This window comes from Streptomyces sp. NPDC018019 (genome assembly GCF_044327805.1).
In the GTDB taxonomy this organism is placed as follows: domain Bacteria; phylum Actinomycetota; class Actinomycetes; order Streptomycetales; family Streptomycetaceae; genus Streptomyces.
In genome coordinates this window covers 1-16,468 of the sequence record NZ_JBIRGD010000020.1, presented here as the reverse complement: position 1 = coordinate 16,468, position 16,468 = coordinate 1, and the positions used below count along the sequence as shown (strand labels likewise).

General features: G+C 73.0%; 11 protein-coding genes and 2 pseudogenes. 12 read left to right on the top strand and 1 reads right to left on the bottom strand.

The features are described from left to right. Positions 1 to 257 precede the first annotated feature (257 nt). From ACH4FX_RS28810 to ACH4FX_RS28770, 9 genes are all read left to right on the top strand, one after another. On the top strand, positions 258 to 3,023 hold the full coding sequence (locus ACH4FX_RS28810; protein WP_398483772.1) for a phosphoenolpyruvate synthase: 2,766 nt from the start codon (positions 258 to 260) through the stop codon (positions 3,021 to 3,023). 162 nt (positions 3,024 to 3,185) lie between these two features. Continuing rightward, entirely contained in the window at positions 3,186 to 4,829 is a 1,644-nt protein-coding gene (locus ACH4FX_RS28805) for a hypothetical protein (RefSeq protein ID WP_398483770.1), read from the top strand. A gap of 165 nt (positions 4,830 to 4,994) precedes the next feature. Beyond that, positions 4,995 to 6,086 (top strand): SDR family oxidoreductase, encoded by a 1,092-nt coding sequence (locus tag ACH4FX_RS28800; RefSeq protein ID WP_398483768.1) that lies wholly within the window; start codon positions 4,995 to 4,997, stop codon positions 6,084 to 6,086. Beyond that, entirely contained in the window at positions 6,083 to 7,078 is a 996-nt protein-coding gene (locus ACH4FX_RS28795) for a nucleoside-diphosphate kinase (RefSeq protein ID WP_398483766.1), read from the top strand. The genes ACH4FX_RS28800 and ACH4FX_RS28795 overlap by 4 nt, the downstream gene beginning before the upstream one ends. Positions 7,079 to 7,092: 14 nt before the next feature. Further along, complete coding sequence (locus ACH4FX_RS28790) at positions 7,093 to 8,079, top strand: ScbA/BarX family gamma-butyrolactone biosynthesis protein (protein WP_398483764.1); 987 nt, start codon at positions 7,093 to 7,095, stop codon at positions 8,077 to 8,079. Continuing rightward, positions 8,076 to 8,714: a nitroreductase family protein gene (locus ACH4FX_RS28785; RefSeq protein ID WP_398483762.1), complete on the top strand. Its 639-nt coding sequence runs from the start codon at positions 8,076 to 8,078 to the stop codon at positions 8,712 to 8,714. Before ACH4FX_RS28790 ends, ACH4FX_RS28785 begins: the two co-directional genes overlap by 4 nt. Beyond that, a complete protein-coding gene (locus ACH4FX_RS28780; RefSeq protein WP_398483760.1) occupies positions 8,711 to 9,631 on the top strand; it encodes a UbiA family prenyltransferase in 921 nt (306 codons plus the stop codon). The genes ACH4FX_RS28785 and ACH4FX_RS28780 overlap by 4 nt, the downstream gene beginning before the upstream one ends. Positions 9,632 to 9,645: 14 nt before the next feature. Further along, positions 9,646 to 10,908, top strand: coding sequence for an amidohydrolase family protein (locus ACH4FX_RS28775; RefSeq protein ID WP_398483759.1), 1,263 nt, complete (start codon positions 9,646 to 9,648; stop codon positions 10,906 to 10,908). Positions 10,909 to 10,976: 68 nt separating this feature from the next. Further along, positions 10,977 to 11,840: an SAM-dependent methyltransferase gene (locus ACH4FX_RS28770; RefSeq protein ID WP_398483757.1), complete on the top strand. Its 864-nt coding sequence runs from the start codon at positions 10,977 to 10,979 to the stop codon at positions 11,838 to 11,840. A gap of 54 nt (positions 11,841 to 11,894) precedes the next feature. Here the strand turns inward: ACH4FX_RS28770 and ACH4FX_RS28765 are convergent. Further along, positions 11,895 to 12,548 (bottom strand): annotated as a pseudogene (locus tag ACH4FX_RS28765) (MBL fold metallo-hydrolase); the annotation flags it as partial. On the opposite strand from ACH4FX_RS28765, the pseudogene ACH4FX_RS28760 reads away from it, so the two are divergent. The 3 genes and pseudogenes from ACH4FX_RS28760 to ACH4FX_RS28750 form a co-directional block, all read left to right on the top strand. Then, positions 12,546 to 12,725: pseudogene (locus ACH4FX_RS28760) on the top strand (CGNR zinc finger domain-containing protein); the annotation flags it as partial. The pseudogenes ACH4FX_RS28765 and ACH4FX_RS28760 sit on opposite strands and share 3 nt — an antisense overlap. 168 nt (positions 12,726 to 12,893) lie before the next feature. Next, positions 12,894 to 14,900 (top strand): SpoIIE family protein phosphatase, encoded by a 2,007-nt coding sequence (locus tag ACH4FX_RS28755; protein WP_398483755.1) that lies wholly within the window; start codon positions 12,894 to 12,896, stop codon positions 14,898 to 14,900. 139 nt (positions 14,901 to 15,039) lie between these two features. Then, on the top strand, positions 15,040 to 15,756 hold the full coding sequence (locus ACH4FX_RS28750) for a class I SAM-dependent methyltransferase (protein ID WP_398483753.1): 717 nt from the start codon (positions 15,040 to 15,042) through the stop codon (positions 15,754 to 15,756). The last annotated feature ends 712 nt before the right edge of the window (positions 15,757 to 16,468 follow it).

Genomic DNA, 16,468 nt, shown 5'->3' with positions numbered 1-16,468 from the left:
TGGGCCGGAAGCGGGAGGGGCGGAGGCTGCCAGGGATTCTATGCGCGCACCCATTGGCCGCCGTCGCACGGTTTACCGGTCGCTAGGGAAGTCCCTAGTTGCGCAGAGCGTCCGGCGAGGGCCGCCCGGAGCGCTGCTACGCTCGGTGAAATTCACCGAATTGCCGCTCGGGGCTGGGTGCCCGATCGGGCAATCGGCATCTCCACGTCACACGGAACGTGGTTCGAGCCATAGCGTATCGGAAAGCTTGGGGTTTCATGCGAGCCATCATCGCCGAAAGTCCGCCAGGTGAGGTCGCGCGCGCGGCGGGCGGTAAGGGGAAGAATCTTTTTGCCCTTTCGGGCAACGGGATCGATGTACCGCGGTGGGCGGTGGTGGGTCTCGACGTATTCCAGGAGTTCATCGCCGCGCTCGACGGTCAGGGGCGTATCGGGGCGCTGCTCGACGAGGTCACCCCGGACACCGCGGGACACGTCTCCGCGCGGCTGGCCGACCTCATCGAGTCGGCGCAACTGCCCGAAAGGGCAACGTCGGTCATCGAGGACGCCTACACCCGGGTGGGGTACGGCCGGGTCGCGGTCCGCTCCTCCGGAGCCGAGGAGGACGGCGCGCAGCTGTCCTTCGCCGGGCAGTTCGCCACCTCCTTGAACGTCACCGGGCTCGACGAGGTCGCGGCGCATGTCAAGAAGTGCTGGGCGTCGGCCTTCTCCGAGCGATTACTCGTCTACCGGCTGCGCCACGGGCTGCCGCTGCGCGGCGCGGGCCTCGCCGTCGTCGTACAGGAGATGGTGGCCGCCGAGCGCAGCGGCGTGCTGTTCACCGCCGATCCGGTCAGCGGCGACCGCGGGCGGTACGTGGTCAGTTCGGTCTACGGGCTGGGCGAGGGCCTGGTCTCGGGGGCGGTCGACGCCGACACCGTCACCCTCGACGCCGCCACCGGCGCAGTGGCCGAAACCGTGCTGGGCGACAAGAGCGAGCGCTATCACGCGCCTGAGGCGGGTTCCGGGTGCCGGATCAGCGAAGTGCCGCGGGCCGAGCGGGAGAAGCTGTCGCTGACCCCGAAGGAACTCGCGCGGCTGCACGAGGCCGGGATGCGCGTCCAGGCGGTCTTCGGCGTTCCGCAGGACATCGAGTGGGCGTTCGCGGGCGATGTGCTGTGGATTCTCCAGGCCCGCCCCATCACCGCGTTACCGGACCACGCCGCACCTCCGGACGACACCCGGGAGGCCGGCGACGGCGAACTCCGGATCTGGGACAACGCCAACATCGTCGAGAGCTTCTCCGGCATCGTCTCCCCGCTGACCTTCAGTTTCGCGGCCCATGTTTACGGCAAGGTCTACGAGAACTACGCTCGGGCCCTTCGCGTGCCCCGGGCCGGGCTGCGCGAGATCGAGGAATGGGCCCCGCAGATGCTCGGCCATTTCCATGGCCGGGTCTACTACAACTTGCTCAACTGGTACCGGATGGTGCGCATCGCGCCACTGTACAAACTCAACAGGAAAGTCCTGGAAATCGCCATCGGCGTCGAGGAGGAACTCGACGACGAAACGGCGGAGAAGGTCTACCCGTACACGTTCTCGCCGTCCCTGCGGGGCCGGCTGGCCCGGGCCGGGACGACCGCGGCGTTCGTGCGCCGATTTCTCACCATGAACCGCTCGGTCGAGCGCTTCATGGCGTACTTCTACGCGGCGTACCGGGAATTCGACGACGTCGACTACGACGCGATGGACGGCCAGGACGTCTACCGGCGTTTTCGCGCCCTGGAGAAGGACCTGCTGGAGAAGTGGGGTCCGATGCAGACCCTGGACGCGGCGATCCTGTGGTCCATCGGCGCCCTCGCCCTGCTGAACAGGCGCTGGCTGCCCGACGCCCCGGCATGGCTGACCTGGAGCGCCGCGAGCCCGGGTCCGCTCGTGGAGTCCATCGAACCCGCCCGCGCGCTGGCGCGCCTGGCGGCCGCCGTCCGCGCGGACCCCGCACTGGAGCGTCTCATCCGGGAGACCCCCGCCGAGGACACCCACGAGGCACTGCGCGAGAACGGCCACACCGCATTCCTCGCGGCGGTGGACGCCTACGTCGCCGCGTACGGCTACCGCAGCCTCGACGAACTCAAGCTCGAAGTCCCCGACCTGCGCGAGGACCCCTCGACGCTGTTCGCCCTGGTACGCACCGCCTTGTCCGAGGTCGGCACCGATCCCGCGGGGAAGGCCGACGCCTACCTCGACGCCCACCTGCGCGGGCCGCGCCGGCTGGTCTACGACGTCGTCCGCCGCAAGGCACAGAGCTCCCTGTACAACCGGGAGCGGTTGCGGTTCTGCCGTACCCGCGCGTTCGGTTCGGCGAAGCGGATGCTGCGGGCCATGGGGCGCGACCTCGCCCGGACGCGAGCGATCGAGCACTGGAACGACGTCTTCTTCCTGCGGCTCGACGAGTTGCGCGGCGCCTACGAGGGCACGACCGGGAACATCGGCCTGCGCGGCCTCGTGGAGCTGCGCAAGCGCCAACAGACCGAGGACCGGCAACTGTCCGCGCCATCGCGGTTCGTCACGCGCGGGGCGCCCTACCGGCCGGGCAATATGGAGCGGGCCGGTTTCACGACGGGCCCGGCGGCCCGTACGGGCGCCCAGGAGCTGCGCGGGACACCGTGCTGTCCCGGCGTGGTGGAGGCCCCGGCCGTGGTCACGGACACGCCCGTGGATGTGAACGGCGGCGTGCTGGTGACCTACCGCACGGATCCGGGCTGGGTCGCCGCACTGCCGTCCGCCTCCGCACTCGTCATCGAGCGCGGCAGCCCGCTGACGCACGTGGCGATCGTCGCCCGGGAGCTCGACATTCCGACGGTCGTCCAGGTCAAGGGCCTGATGGCGGAGCTGGAGACCGGCATGCGGCTGAGGGTGGACGGAGCGACGGGGTCGGTACGGATCCTGACCGACGCCGACGCCGACGCCGACGCCGACGCCGACGCCGACGCAACGGGCGGCGCGGCCGGACCCGCGGCCGCGAAGGACGCGGCGCGTGAGTAGTGCGCCGGCCACCCGGTGGACACGGCCGACGCGAGCCGCCCGGCGCGCCCCGGCGTCCGGCGGGAATCCGAACGACCGCCACAGGTGGAATCAGCTGCGCGCAGGCCGCGCGGAGAACGCACGCGTTCCCGGGACGGCCGACGCCACGACCAGGAGGTCCGTGTGATCCTCAGCGAGGAATACCTGCAGAACCTGTTGGACAAGACGCTTCCGCAGATCCGCTCCACGGACGGCTGCGCCGTGGTGCTGGAAGGATCGATCGCCGAGGGCTTCGGCAACTCCTCGTCCGACATCGACTTCCTCTTGATCGCCGACAGCGACGCCGACCTGCCGACCATGCCGTCCCTGCTGTTCGTGGACGGGCGGCGGGTCGAGGTCAGGACCCGTTCCGTACGGCAGATCGCGGAGCAGTTCGCCGCGGTCGCCGCCGATCGCCCGGGCGCGCTCGCGGAGGACCTGCTCAACCGCTGTCAGCGGCTGCTGCGCAGCTTCCCGCTGCGCGAGCCGGAGCTGGTGGCGAAGGTCAAGGAGCTGATGCCCTTCGACGGCTTCCGGACCGCCGTACGCGACTGGTGGGCGCACGCCGCACGCCAGTCGGTCCGGTACGCGCTCGCCCTGCGGCAGCTCGGCCAGGAACAGGAGGCCGTGGCCTGGACCGAAGCCGGGCTGTTGCAGGCCGTGAAGTCCTGGGCGGCGGACCGGGGAGAGACCTACCTGGAGCCGAAGTGGCTGCCCGAGCAGCTGGGCCGGATCGGCGACCACCCGCTGGCCGCGCGCTATCTGACGCTCGCTTCGCCGTCCGCCTCCGTTCTCGGTGCCGAGGAGTACGTCACCGAGGGCGTCCGGCTCGCGGCGGACCTGGGCGTCACGGGCGCCGCGCCCGGCCCCGGGCAGCTCACCCTGGCCGGGGCCGGGGTCACCACCTGGCAGACCGGCGAGCGCGTGCACGTCGTACGCGGCCGGCAGGACGTGTTCGTCCTCGGGGACCGGGCCGCACTGGCCTGGCGCTCCCTCGTCTTCGGCCGGACCCTGGAACAGACGCTGGCCGCGGCGGACGCGGCCGGTGCGCCCCAGGCGGGCCCGCTGATCGCCCGGTTCCTGCGGTTCGGGCTGGTACGGGTGGCGTGGCGGGGCGACGGCCCGATCGTGCCCGGCCTGCCGCTGGCCGCCCCCTCGGGCGACGTCACACCACCGCCGAGCACCGCCCGGCCCGTCGTCGGCGTGGGTGGCGCGACGGCCGGCGGCGCGGAGGCGATCGACCTCGTACCGGTGCCCGCCCGCCGGTTCAGCGCCGCCGCGATGACGCTGGTGTGGTCCAACGTGCTGGTGGAGAACGCCCGCGAGGATCTGGTCGGCGCCCTCGACCGCGGGCAGTGGAGCGTTGCCCGGCTCAGTGCCCTGAGAATGCTGCGGTTCGCGCTGCGGGGGGTGCTCAGCTCCTACGCCGTCAACCCGCTGCCCCCGGACTCCGAGGTCGTCCGCCGGCTGTCGCTCCTGCCGGCCGGGGCGGACCTGGAGGACATCCGGTCGCGGGCCGGGCAGCTCGAAACCCTCACGATCGCCTCCGCGGCCCAGGGGGAGGCCGCGCTGACGGCGCTGGACGGCTTCGTGGCCCTGGTCCGCCGCGCCACCGGCGCGGACCGCTTCCCGTCCTCCTTCGACTCCTCGGACGGATGGCGGCAGACCTTGGAGGTCGGTTACGACTGGCTGCGCCTGGGCGCGCACCTCAACGCGGACCTGCCCATCGACGAGGCGAGCGACCTGCTGTCCAGCGGAGGGGCGCAGCCCCATGCCGCCTCGGCCTGACGGAGGAACAGTGACACCACACATGACCCCGCCCCGCCCGACCGGGGCACGGCACACGGCGTACGTGGCGTACGTGGCGTACGTGGCCGCCGGTGCGGCGGCATCCCACACGGGCACCGGGCCGGCCGAACCGGTGACCGCGGTACAGCGACAGGAGGCGGCCCGATGACACAGCGGCTGAAGGTTCTGGTGACCGGTGCGTCCGGACTGGTCGGCGCGGAGGTCACCGCGCGGCTGGCGGCGGCCGGGCACGAGGTGACCGCCGTGGTCCACCACCGGCGGACCCTGGTGCGCAACGACGGCACCCCCCTGGACCCCACCACCGTCAGGTGCCTGCCCGCCGACGTGACCCGGCCCCGGCTCGGCCTGTCCGAGGCCGGATACGCCGAACTGGCCGGTGCCGGACTCGACCGCATCGTGCACTGCGCCGCGATCACCGACTTCGGCCGTCCCGAAGAGGACTACCGGACGGTCAACGTCGACGGCACCGCCCACACCGTCGAGCTGGCCCGCGCCACCGGCGCCGGCCTGGTGCACGTGGGCACCGCGTATGTGTGCGGCGAACGCGACGGGCTGATCCGCGAGACGGAGCTGGACCAGGGCCAGCGGCTCGCCAACGGCTACGAGGCCAGCAAGCTGCGCGCCGAGACGCTGGTGCACAAGGCACGGGCCGACGGGGTGCGCGCCGCGGTGGTGCGCCCCAGCATCGTCGTCGGCGACGAGCACACCGGCGTGGTGCGCGACTACAAGAACATCTACGTCGTCCTCAAACTGACCACCGAGGGCAGGACCCGATCCATCCCCGGCCTGTACGAGGCGCGTCTGGACCTGGTGCCGGTCGGCCACGTGGCGGACGTCGTCACCCGGGTCACCGAGCGGTTCGACGAGGCGGAGGGCCGTACCTTCCACGCGGTGGGCGCGCCGCTGACCCTGCGGGACTTCTCCGACGTGATGGCCGAGTACCCCTCGTTCCACGTGCCGCGGTTCGTCCCCCCGACGAGCTTCGACGCCGGGCGCCTGCCCGCCCGGGAACGCCGCTACTACGAGCGGATCGTCACGCTCTACGAAAGCTACTTCCGGCGCCGGATGACGTTCGACGCCACGAACACCGCTGCGCTGGGCCTTCGCGGAGCGCCCGGGAACGGGCCCGACTTCCTGCGCAAGCTCATCGACCACTGCCTGGAATCGGGCTATCTGGGCGCCCCGCCGGCCGGCACCGGTCCGGCCGCGCACGACGCGAGCGGAGCCGGCCGATGACCTGCGACACCGCGGCCCCGCGCCCCTTCGGCGACGACCTTTCCCCCGCCCTCAGCTGCGATCCGCGCAAGCGCGCCCTGTTCGCCTCGGACACCTACTTCCTGGAGAGCTACGAACAGCTCGGCGCCCTCACCGCCGACCCGGACGCCTTCCTCCACCGGCACGCCGCGCTGCTGCTCAAACCCGACGCGGTGGTCAGCCGGCAGATACCGGTGACGGTCGACTGGCTGGCCCGCAACGGACTGCGGATCGTGGCCGCCGAACGCACCCGGCTCACCCGTACCGCCGTACGGTCGCTGTGGTACTACCAGTGGAACCTGGCCACCCCGCAGCGGCGCCGGCTGGCCGACATGTTCATGGACTCCTGCGACGCGGTGGTGCTCCTCGTCCGCCCGGAGGCGGACGAGCCCGGCGCCGCGCCGGCATCGGTCGTCATGACCGAGCGCAAAGGCCCGACCGACCCCCTGGCCCGGGTCCCCGGCCAGCTGCGGTACGAGATCGGCCGCTACAGCTATCTGCTCAACCTCGTCCACACCCCCGATGAACCCGCCGACGTGGCAAGGGAGTTGGGCATCCACTTCGACACGGCCCTGCGGGAGCGGGTCTACACCAGTGCTCTGGCGGGCGACGACCGGTCGGCGCGGGCGCGCGAACTGGCCGGGCAGCTGCACGCGGAGGTACCCCGGCGGGACCTCACCTTCGAGCCGGCGGCGGAACGGCTCAAGGAGGCCGTGGCGGAAGCGGAGGAGTCGCCGCTGCCCGGCGCGGTCCGGGACGAGCTGCGCGCGGCCCGGCGTGCCGCCCGGTCACCCGAGGGGTACCGGCGGCTGCTGGAGGCCGTCTGGCACGCCGGGCTGCCGCTCGACCCGTGGGACGTGGTGATCGTCGGCACCCATGTCCTGCCGATGAAGCGCAAGGGGCTGGCTCCCGTACTCGACGGGGCCGGCGTGCACGACTGGGAGCGCCACACGGCGCGGCTCGCGGCCAGGTGACACGGAGGAGAATCATGGAAACGGTGGAATTCAGCCGTACGGTGCCCCGGGAGCTCGTCCATCGGTCGAGCATCACCGAGGTGCTGGTCACCGGCGCACTCGCCCGGGACGAGGACACCCTCGACGTGGGGGTCCAGATACCCCGCTCGCACGCCTTCTACCGGGACTCGGCGGGCTGCGGGCACCTCTACGACCCGATGGTGCTGGTCGAAGCGGCCCGGCAGACGCTCATCATGCTGGGGCACGACCTGTTCGGCATGCCCTTCGGCACGAAGTTCATCCTGCGCGAGATCGCCCTGCGCGAGACGGACCCGGCCCCGCTCGCGGTGAGCGTCATACCCACCGAGGTGGTGCTGCGCTGCCACATCCTGCGCCGCTTCCGCGACCGCACGGGCGGCGTACGGGGAGCACGGCTGCGCTACAGCGCGCTGATCGGCGACCACGTGGCGGCGACACTGGAGTGCAGCATGTCCTGGATGCCGCCCGAGCGGTGGCAGGCGATGCGCGAAGAGGGACGGGTGTCCCTGGGGCTGCCGGCGCACCCGGGGCCCGAGGCCCCCGAACCGCCGCCGCGGATCGAGGAGTCCCTGGTCGACCGCCGGGACGCCGCCAATGTGGTGCTCTCCTCGTTACGGGTGCCGCCGGGCGCGGCCGGGACGGGAAGCGCGCGGCTCGTCGTCGACACCCGCCATCCCGTGCTGTTCGACCACTACGTCGACCACGTTCCCGGCATGCTCACCCTGGAGGCGTTCCGGCAGCTGGGCATCGCCACCGCCGCCGCCACCGGCGCGCTGCCGTCGGCGGCGGCCCTGCTCACCGGGATCAGCGCGCGCTTCACCGCCATCGGCGAGCTGGACCTGCCGGTCACCTGCGAGAGCGTCCTGGTGCGGGGCGACGGGACGAGCGCTGTCCTGCGCAGCACCATGCGGCAGGAGGGGAGCGTCATCGCCTCCGGCGAAGTACGCCTGACCAGGCTCGGCACGGACGTTGGGACGCGATGAGCACCGGCCCCGTCACCCTCGACATCGACGGGCTGCTGACCCGTACCCCCACCGTGCGCCGCAGGCTCGACCTGTCCAGGCCGGTCGCACGGCCGCTGATCGCCCAGTGCCTCCGGCTCGCCCTGCACGCCCCGAACGGCGGGAACCGGCAGAACTGGCGCTTCGTGGTGATCGACGATCCCGGGACCAAGGCGGGGATCGCGCGGTACTACAAGGCCGCCTCGGACGCCTATCTCTCCGCCGCGCCTCCCGCGGCGATGAGCGAACGGGCCGTGGCCGGGGTGCGCTACCTCGCCGATCACCTGCACCAGGTGCCCGCCCTCGTCCTGGCCGCAACCTGCGGGCGGCTGCCGCACGACGCGCCGCTCGCCCGGCAGTCGAGTTTCTTCGGGTCCGTCTATCCGGCGCTGTGGAGCTTCATGCTCGCCGCCCGCAGCCGTGGCCTGGGCACCGCGCTGACCACGGTGCATCTCGCATACGAACGCGAGGTGGCGGAGCTGGTCGGCATCCCGGCCGACGACGTGACCCAGATCGCCCTGGTGGCCGTCGGGCACACGACGGGGGAATCCGGCTTCCGCCCCACCCCGCGGCAGCCGTTGGACGAGGTCGTGGCCTGGAACAGGTGGCAGCGGTGAACCCGGCAGTGCACCGCCCCCCGACCGCCTCACAGGTGCCGGCACGGCTGGGCCGCTTCGTCCTGCGGATGTTCCGCCCGCAGATCTACGTCACCTACGGCGTGCTGTGGACCGTGACCCTGGAAGGCGCCTCCGGAGTGATCTCGGGGACCGCCGTGCCGTGGACGCCCTCCTGGGCGACCGCGATCCGCGCGGTGAGCGTGGTGCTGGCCCTGCTGTTCGCCCGGATGGCCGACGAGCAGAAGGACCTCGACTACGACCGGCAGCACAACCCGGACCGGCCGCTGGTGACGGGCGCCATCACGGTCGCGGAGCTGCGCGGTGCCATGGTGCTGATCACCGTCCTCGTCGTCGCGCTCAACCTGCTGGTCTCGGCGCTGTCGGTGCTGCTGATCGTGCTCGGTCTGGGCTACACGCTGTTCCTGGTCGCCCTGGAACGCCGGTTCCCCGGCCTCGGCGAGAACCTGATGGCCGGACTCCTGGTCAGCTATCCGGTGCAACTGCTCCTGTCGGTCTACCTCTACGTCTCCTTGCTGACCGGCGGCGAGATCGACGCCGGGTGGCGGGCCGTGCCGCTGCTGGCCATGTTCGCCTGCGCCTTCCTCCAGTTCGAGTTCGCGCGCAAGACCGAATGGCGGCAGAACCCGCAGGCGCGGCTGTACTCGCAGGTGTTCGGCCCGCGCGGCAGCGCCGCGATCAGCCTGGCGCTCGCCGTGGGCGCCGTGGCGCTGGGGCTGGCGCTGCTGGGCCGGGCGGGCCTGCTGCCGGCGGCGGCCCTGGCCTTCCCCGCGCTCGGCGCGTGGCGCTTCCTGCTGCGCAAGCGGCCGTCGGGACTGCTGCTCCCGGCGATGGGCTTCGTGCTCTTCTTCAACCTGCTGTGCTTCTACGGATCCACAGCGCTCGCGATCGGACGGTGAGACAGGTGCAGCCGGTGATCATCGACAGGGTAAGGATCTTCGACGGGACGTCGGTGGTGGGCACCGGCTCGGTCGAGTGCGCCGACGGCGTCATCACCCGCGTCGGCACGGGCTCCGCGCCGAGGCCGCGGGCGTCGGCCGAGGTGATCGACGGGATGGGCCGGACGCTGCTGCCGGGGCTGATCGACGCGCATACGCACGTGTTCGGCGCCGAAAGCAACCTCGAACGGGCGCTGGCCTTCGGCGTGACGACCGAACTGGACATGTTCATGGGCCCGCCGGAGGCCACCAGGGCCCTGTGCGCGCTGGCCGGCGCGCGCCACGACCTCGCCGATCTGCGCAGCTCGGGGCTGCTGGCGAGCGCGCCGGGCGGGCATCCCGCCGTCACGATGCCGTCGCTGCCGACCGTCGCCGGGCCCGGGCAGGCGGACGCCTTCGTGGCCGCCAGACAGGCGGAGGGCGCGCACTTCATCAAGATCATGGTGGATGACGGCGCGAACCACGGGATGTCCCTGCCCGCTCTGGAACCGGCGACCGTGACGGCGCTCGCCGCCGCCGCGCGCCGCCGGGGCCTGCTCAGCGTGGCCCATGTGTCCGCGGTGTGGTCCGCGCGGCTCGCCCTCGACAGCGGCGTGGACGTACTGACGCACCTTCCGCTGGAAGCGGCCCTGGACGACGCCTTCGTCAGCCGGGCCGCGGAGACAGGACGCGCCGTCATCCCCACCCTGGCGATGCTGGAGGTCTCCGCGCCCCGGCCCGCCACCGCGACCGGCGTCACCCGGTCCCTGGCCGACGACCCACGCATCGCCGGCTTCCTCCCGGACCACGCCCGCGCCGCGATGGCGCAAGGCCGCGAGGGCCTGTGCGTGGAACACCCCTCTCCCGCACATCATGTGCGCCACGCCCTGTCGAGCGTGGCCCGCCTGCACCGGGCGGGCGTGCCCGTGCTGGCCGGAACCGACGCCAACCACCGGCCGGGACGCGCCTGCCCGGTCGTCCACGGCGCCGGGCTGCACGCCGAACTGGCCCTGCTCGTCGAGGCCGGTCTGACTCCGGCGCAGGCGCTCGCCGCGGCCACCTCGGCACCGGCCGCGTACTTCGGCCTGGGCGACCGCGGGGTGATCGCGCCGGGGCGGCGCGCGGACCTCGTACTCGTCGCGGGTGATCCCACCGCGGACATCACCGCCACCCGGTCGGTCGAGGCGGTCTGGCGCGGCGGGGTGCGCTTCGACCGCGAGGCGTACCGCGAGCGCGTCGCGTCGCATACGGCGGCGTGAGCGGGAGCCACGCCAAGCGCGTGCACGTACGGCATGAACCACACCCACACGAACGGAGAACGAACGCAATGAGCGACGGACCCGGACTCCTGGCCGGGGTCAGCAGCACCGCGCTGGTCGTGGGCATGGCCCGAGCGGCCGAGAGCCGACGGGCGGACCGGCTCTTCGAGGACCGCCTGGCCGGCCGCTTCCTCGACGCGGCGGGCCGTGAGCAACAGGCAGCGTGGAGCAAGGGGCCGGGCGAGCAGTTCGCCGCCGCCATGGGCGACTACTTCGCGCTGCGCACCCGGTACTTCGACGACTACTTCGACCGGGCGTACGCCGCGGGCTGCCGCCAGGTGGTCCTGCTCGCGGCCGGTCTGGACACCCGTGCCTTCCGGCTGGACTGGCCGTCCGGGACCCGTCTGTTCGAACTGGACCAGCCGGACGTGCTCGCCTTCAAGGAACACGCCCTGCGGGACGAAACGCCGCGCTGCCGGCGCGAGGTGATCGCGGCGGACCTGCGCGAGGACTGGACCGTACCGCTGGCCGAGCGCGGATTCCGTACGGACGAGCCGACGGCCTGGCTGGTCGAAGGCGTACTGGTCTACCTGACCGAGGACGCCGCGGACAGCCTCCTGAGCCGGATCAGCGCGCTGTCGGCGCCGGGCAGCCACCTCGCCGTGGAGCACGTCACCCGGGCAATGATCAACTCGGATCAGGCCCGGCAGGCGGCGGCGGCCTCGCCGGAAGGCGTGGTGAACCTGCTGTCCTCGCTGTGGAAGAACGAGATGACGCGCCCTCCCGGCGACTGGCTCGCCTCCCACGGCTGGAGCGCCACGGAAGAGCCGCTCACCGGCCTGGCCGAGCGCCACGCCCGGCCCGTCCCGCCGGCTTTCGACCCGACGCTGCCGGGAACCGGGCGCGTGAGCTTGCTGTCGGCCGTTCGATGACGGCAGCCGCCGGCCCGTACCTTTACGGTCCTCAGGCCCGCCGGGTCCAGTCGGGTCCAGGCGGTCGGTCAGGCCGGCGGCGGCGAAAGCGGCTTCCAGCTCCTCGCGGCCCTCGGTGAAGTGGGCCCAGCTGTCGTGGTGGACCGGGACGACACGGCGGGCGCCGAGCATGCGGGTGGCCTCGGCGGCCTGGGCGCTGTCCAGGACGAGCAGCGCGCCGTCGTAGAGCATGGGAAACGAGGGGCGCCGACGAAGCGGACGGCGGTGTCCACCGGGGCGAAGCGCCCGACGATCTCGCGGACCGCGTCGAGCGAGGCGTCGTCGCCGCTGACGCAGACGGTGGGCAGGCCCTCGCCGGTCAGGTCGAAGCCGACGACCTGACCGGTGACCGGCTCGACCGCCTCGCGCGGGCCGGGGCCGTGGATGGCGGGCACGCCGGTCACGGTGACCGTGCCGCCGCCGGGACGGTCCACCTCGACGGCCTCCCGGTCCGCCAGTCCCTTGGCCTTGTCCCCGAGGCGCTGGGCGCCGCCGGGGGTGGTGAGGGTGAGCGGGACGTCGCGAGCAGGGCGCGGCCGGAGGTGTCGAGGTTGTCGGCGTGCTCGTCGTGCGAGAGCAGGACACACCGACGGGGCCGAGGCCGGCGGGCGTGACGGCGGACGGGACGGTCTTGGTCAGGACCGGACGGCCGGGGGAGCCGTGATCGCCGACGCCGCCGACCTGCTGACCTCTTCCGACGCCGACCGCCTCACCGCCTGCGGCTCCGCCCCCTGCAACCGGTACCTGCCGCGGCACGGCCGCCGCCGTTGGTGCTCCACCCGCTGCGGCGACCGCGCCCGCGCCGCCCGCGCCTACGCCCGCCGCACCCGGCCCGCAACGGAATGACGCCGCGCCTCACCCAGTCCGGTGTCCCCTGTGACGTACGAGACGTAATGTGGCGTTACGCGGTCACCGGCCGTGTCCGGGGCCTACCGTTGGGCCAAGTGGACGCGGGGTGTGCGCGGGCGGGGTGGCGCCTGCCACCGCCCGTCACGGGTGAGGAGTTCGGCACGTATGGGCAGGAGCACGGCGTTCGCGGGCGGCGCCGGGATGTGCGGGCGGCTGCCGTTGGGCGTGGTCATCGCCGACGCGGACGGGCTGGTGGCGCACTGGAGCAGCGGCGCCGGGCGGCTGCTCGGGGTGGAGCGGCACGAGGCGATCGGCAGCCCGCTGTCAGAGCGGGTGCCCGTCCTCGGTGACGGCGCCGACCAAGTGCTCGGACGGCCCGCCGCCGTGCCGGCCTCCCGGCTCGCCGTCCAGGACGTGGCGTACCCACGGTCCGGCCGTGCCGGCCTGCCCCGTCCCGGCTTGGTGTCCGCCGACCTGCTGTGGTGGGCGTACCCGCTGGCCGGCCCCGGAACCGACCGGCTCCTGGTGCTGCTCGCCGATGCCTCCGCCGCCGCCACCGGCCGGGCCGGTGACCGGATCGCGTGCGGCTTCGCCCGGCACGCCACACTGCCCGACGCGGACGCCCTGGCGCGGCGATTGCCGGACATCCTGCCCCGCATGGGCCCCGCCCGCAGCGCCCGGGTCGTCGAGCAGGTCCTGGAGTGGGGTTATCCCGTACTGGAAGTCAGCCACCACGACCGGGTGCCGCTCAGGGCGGACTGGGGCGTGCCGGAGTATGTGCGACGCCGCGCCGGGTGGGCCCGGCCGGTCGAGGCGCCCGGGGCCGCGGACGGCCCGGGCCCCGGCACCGACCTGGAGCACGCGGAGGTCCGCGAACGCCTGGAATTCCTCAACGAGGTGTCCGGGCGGATCGGCTCCTCGCTCGACCTGGAAGTCACCATCCGCGAGGTGACCAGCGCGGCCGTGCCGCGCTTCGCCGACTTCGCCGGTACGCACCTGCGCGCCCAGGTCCTGGCCGGCGACGCCTTCCCGGACGGCCCGCCCGACGTCACCACCGTCTGGCACCGGGTGTGGGTCGAACACGACGACGAGCCCGGCCGTTGGGACGACACCGTCCCGGTCGGCGAAGCCCTCGCCTTCCCCGAACAGACCCCGTTCTTCCAGTGCATGGTCACGGGCGAGCCGGTGCTCATCCCGCACATCGACGACGCGCTGGGCGACCGGATCTCCGCCCAGTTCGAGAAGCGCGACCTGCGCCCCCTGATCAACGGCCGGTCCATCCTCGTCGTGCCGCTCAAGGCGCGCCGGGTGGTGCTCGGCTTCATGGTGCTGCTGCGCCGCCCCGGCCGTCAGCGCTTCACCGGCATGGACCGTACGACCGGCGCGGAACTCGCCGCCCGCGCCGGGCTCGTCCTGGACAACGCCCGGATGTACACCTACCAGGAGAACATCGCCGAGACCCTTCAGGACCGGATGCTGCCGCACGTCGACCCGCACCCGCCCGGCTGCGACATCGCCACCCGCTACCTGCCGGGCACCCGCCTGGGCCGGGTGGGCGGCGACTGGTTCGACACCATCGGTCTGCCCGGCTCCCGGCTGGCGCTGGTGGTCGGCGACGTGATGGGGCACGGCCTGCACTCGGCCGTCAAGATGGGCCAGCTCCGTACGGCCGTGCAGACCCTCGCCGCCCTGGATCTGCCACCCGCCCAACTGCTTCGCCATCTCGACGACTTGGCCCAACGGCTCGGCGAACACTACCTGGCGACCTGCCTGTACGCGGTCTACGATCCGCGCGCGTCCCGGCTGCACCTGGCCAACGCCGGCCACATCCCGCCCGTCCTGGTACGGGCCGCGGACGGCGGCAGCGAGCTGTTCGACCTGCCGACCGGGGCGCCGATCGGCGTCGGCGGTGTGCCGTTCGAGACGGTCACCCGCGACGTGGCCCCCGGCGACCGCCTGGTCATGTGCACCGACGGCCTGGTGGAGGTGCGCGGCCAGGACATCGGGGACGGGCTGGCGGCCCTGTGCGAGAGCGCCGCCCACCCGGCCGCCTCCATGGCCGACGCCTGTGACACGATCATCCGGGCCCTCGCGTCGGCGGGGGCGCGCAAGGACGACGTGGCCCTGCTGATGGCGCGGCTCAACGGCATCGGTACGGCGGCGGACGGGTGAATCACCCGCGGGGGCGGCGGCCGGCCGCGGCGCGGAGCTCGCGAAGGCCGGGTGTACGTTCGATCGCGTAGCTTGTCGTGGCGGTCCGCCGGAGATGACCCGCAGCAGGAACGAACGTGTCGGCGGAACGGGAGGCCCCATGGACGTGTCGAAGCGCTACCGGGAATCGTGGGAGAGCTACTGGCGCGACACACCGGACGCGCCGGGCGCCGCGATCTTCGACTGTGCGCCCGAACTGGGCGCGGCGCGCCACCTGCCGCTGCTGGCCCCGCACGCCGACGCCGCGCTGCCCATCGTCGACCTGGGCTGCGGCACCGGCACCCAGACCCGCTACCTCGCCCGGCACTTCACCCGGGCCGTCGGCGTGGACCTCGCCGAGGCCGCCGTCGCCCACGCCCGGCGCGCCGACAACGGGCGCACCGCCCACTTCGAACAGCTCAACGCCACCGACCAGGACGCCGTCCGGCGCCTGCACGAGCGGCTGGGCGACGCGAACGTCTACCTGCGCGCGGTGATCCACCAGAGCGAGCCGGACGCCCGCCCGGCGGTCGCCGCCGCCGTCGCGACCCTGATCGGTGACCGCGGCCGGGCCTTCGTCGTGGAGCTGCTGTCCCGGGCGAAGGAGGTCCTGGCCCACGCGGCCCAGGGCCCCGACGGCCCGCCGCCCAAGCTCGCCAGCATCTTCCGGCACGGGCTGACCCCGGCCGAGGCGGACGACGCCGCCGTCCCGCGGTTCTTCCACGACCTCGGCCTGTCGGTGCTGGCACACGGCGAGATCGACCTGGTGATGACCGAGCGCCGCGCGGACGGGGCCCGTATCGACCTGCCGGCCCAGTGGATGGTCCTCGGCCGCTGAGCGTCCGTGCCCCGGGCACGTCCTGATGTGCGCCGGCCAGGCGCGAGTACGGGGGAGCGGCGCACAGTCGCCCCTCCGACGGCGCCTTTTCGGCCGGTTGCGGCCGACCGGCACAGCGGGTGGGCCGGGGACGCATCGACGCCCGGACCGCCCGGGCAGTCTCCTCGCCCACACCGTCGGGACACGTGCAGTCGGGGGGATCGATGGGACGCGACAAAAAACTCAAGGCGGCGCTGCTCAACGTACGCAAGGCACTCGGCGAGGAGATCGCGGACCTGGGCCGGGGCCTGGACGACGCGCGGCGCTGGAGCAGGTGGCCACCAAGGTGGCGGAGCTGCGCGCCGACGGCCGGGAGGCGGCCTTGGGGGTGTGGCCTGCCCGAGGGGGGAGGCTGAAGGAGTTGTTTTGTGTGGTGTCGTGTCTGTCCGCATGGGCTGGGCTGAATCGGTCTCCGCTCGCGGTGCGGCCGGCGGGGTTCGCTGCACCGTCTGGAGCAGGGAGCCTTTGCGCCGGATGCTTGCTCGGCGGGGCTGTCGGAGTCCGGTGATCTGGTGTTCGGTGTCTTGGTGGTCTTGGTGTTCTCGATCGGCTGTACCGCTTCGTCTGTGCCGCTTCGTCTGTGCCGAGGGCGGCGGCCGGCGCGAGGATCAGTCGGTCGGCGGGCAGTGGCGAGGGCGCCGGCGGGGGGTCGCTGTGAGGTCGGCCTGTGAGT

Bases quoted from the DNA above. Each gene is read 5' to 3' on its own strand.
- ACH4FX_RS28770 (WP_398483757.1), top strand. From the start codon at position 10,977: ATGAGCGACGGACCCGGACTCCTGGCCGGGGTCAGCAGCACCGCGCTG.
- ACH4FX_RS28790 (WP_398483764.1), top strand. From the start codon at position 7,093: ATGGAAACGGTGGAATTCAGCCGTACGGTGCCCCGGGAGCTCGTCCAT.
- ACH4FX_RS28785 (WP_398483762.1), top strand. From the start codon at position 8,076: ATGAGCACCGGCCCCGTCACCCTCGACATCGACGGGCTGCTGACCCGT.
- ACH4FX_RS28810 (WP_398483772.1), top strand. From the start codon at position 258: ATGCGAGCCATCATCGCCGAAAGTCCGCCAGGTGAGGTCGCGCGCGCG.
- ACH4FX_RS28755 (WP_398483755.1), top strand. From the start codon at position 12,894: ATGGGCAGGAGCACGGCGTTCGCGGGCGGCGCCGGGATGTGCGGGCGG.
- ACH4FX_RS28800 (WP_398483768.1), top strand. From the start codon at position 4,995: ATGACACAGCGGCTGAAGGTTCTGGTGACCGGTGCGTCCGGACTGGTC.
- ACH4FX_RS28750 (WP_398483753.1), top strand. From the start codon at position 15,040: ATGGACGTGTCGAAGCGCTACCGGGAATCGTGGGAGAGCTACTGGCGC.
- ACH4FX_RS28795 (WP_398483766.1), top strand. From the start codon at position 6,083: ATGACCTGCGACACCGCGGCCCCGCGCCCCTTCGGCGACGACCTTTCC.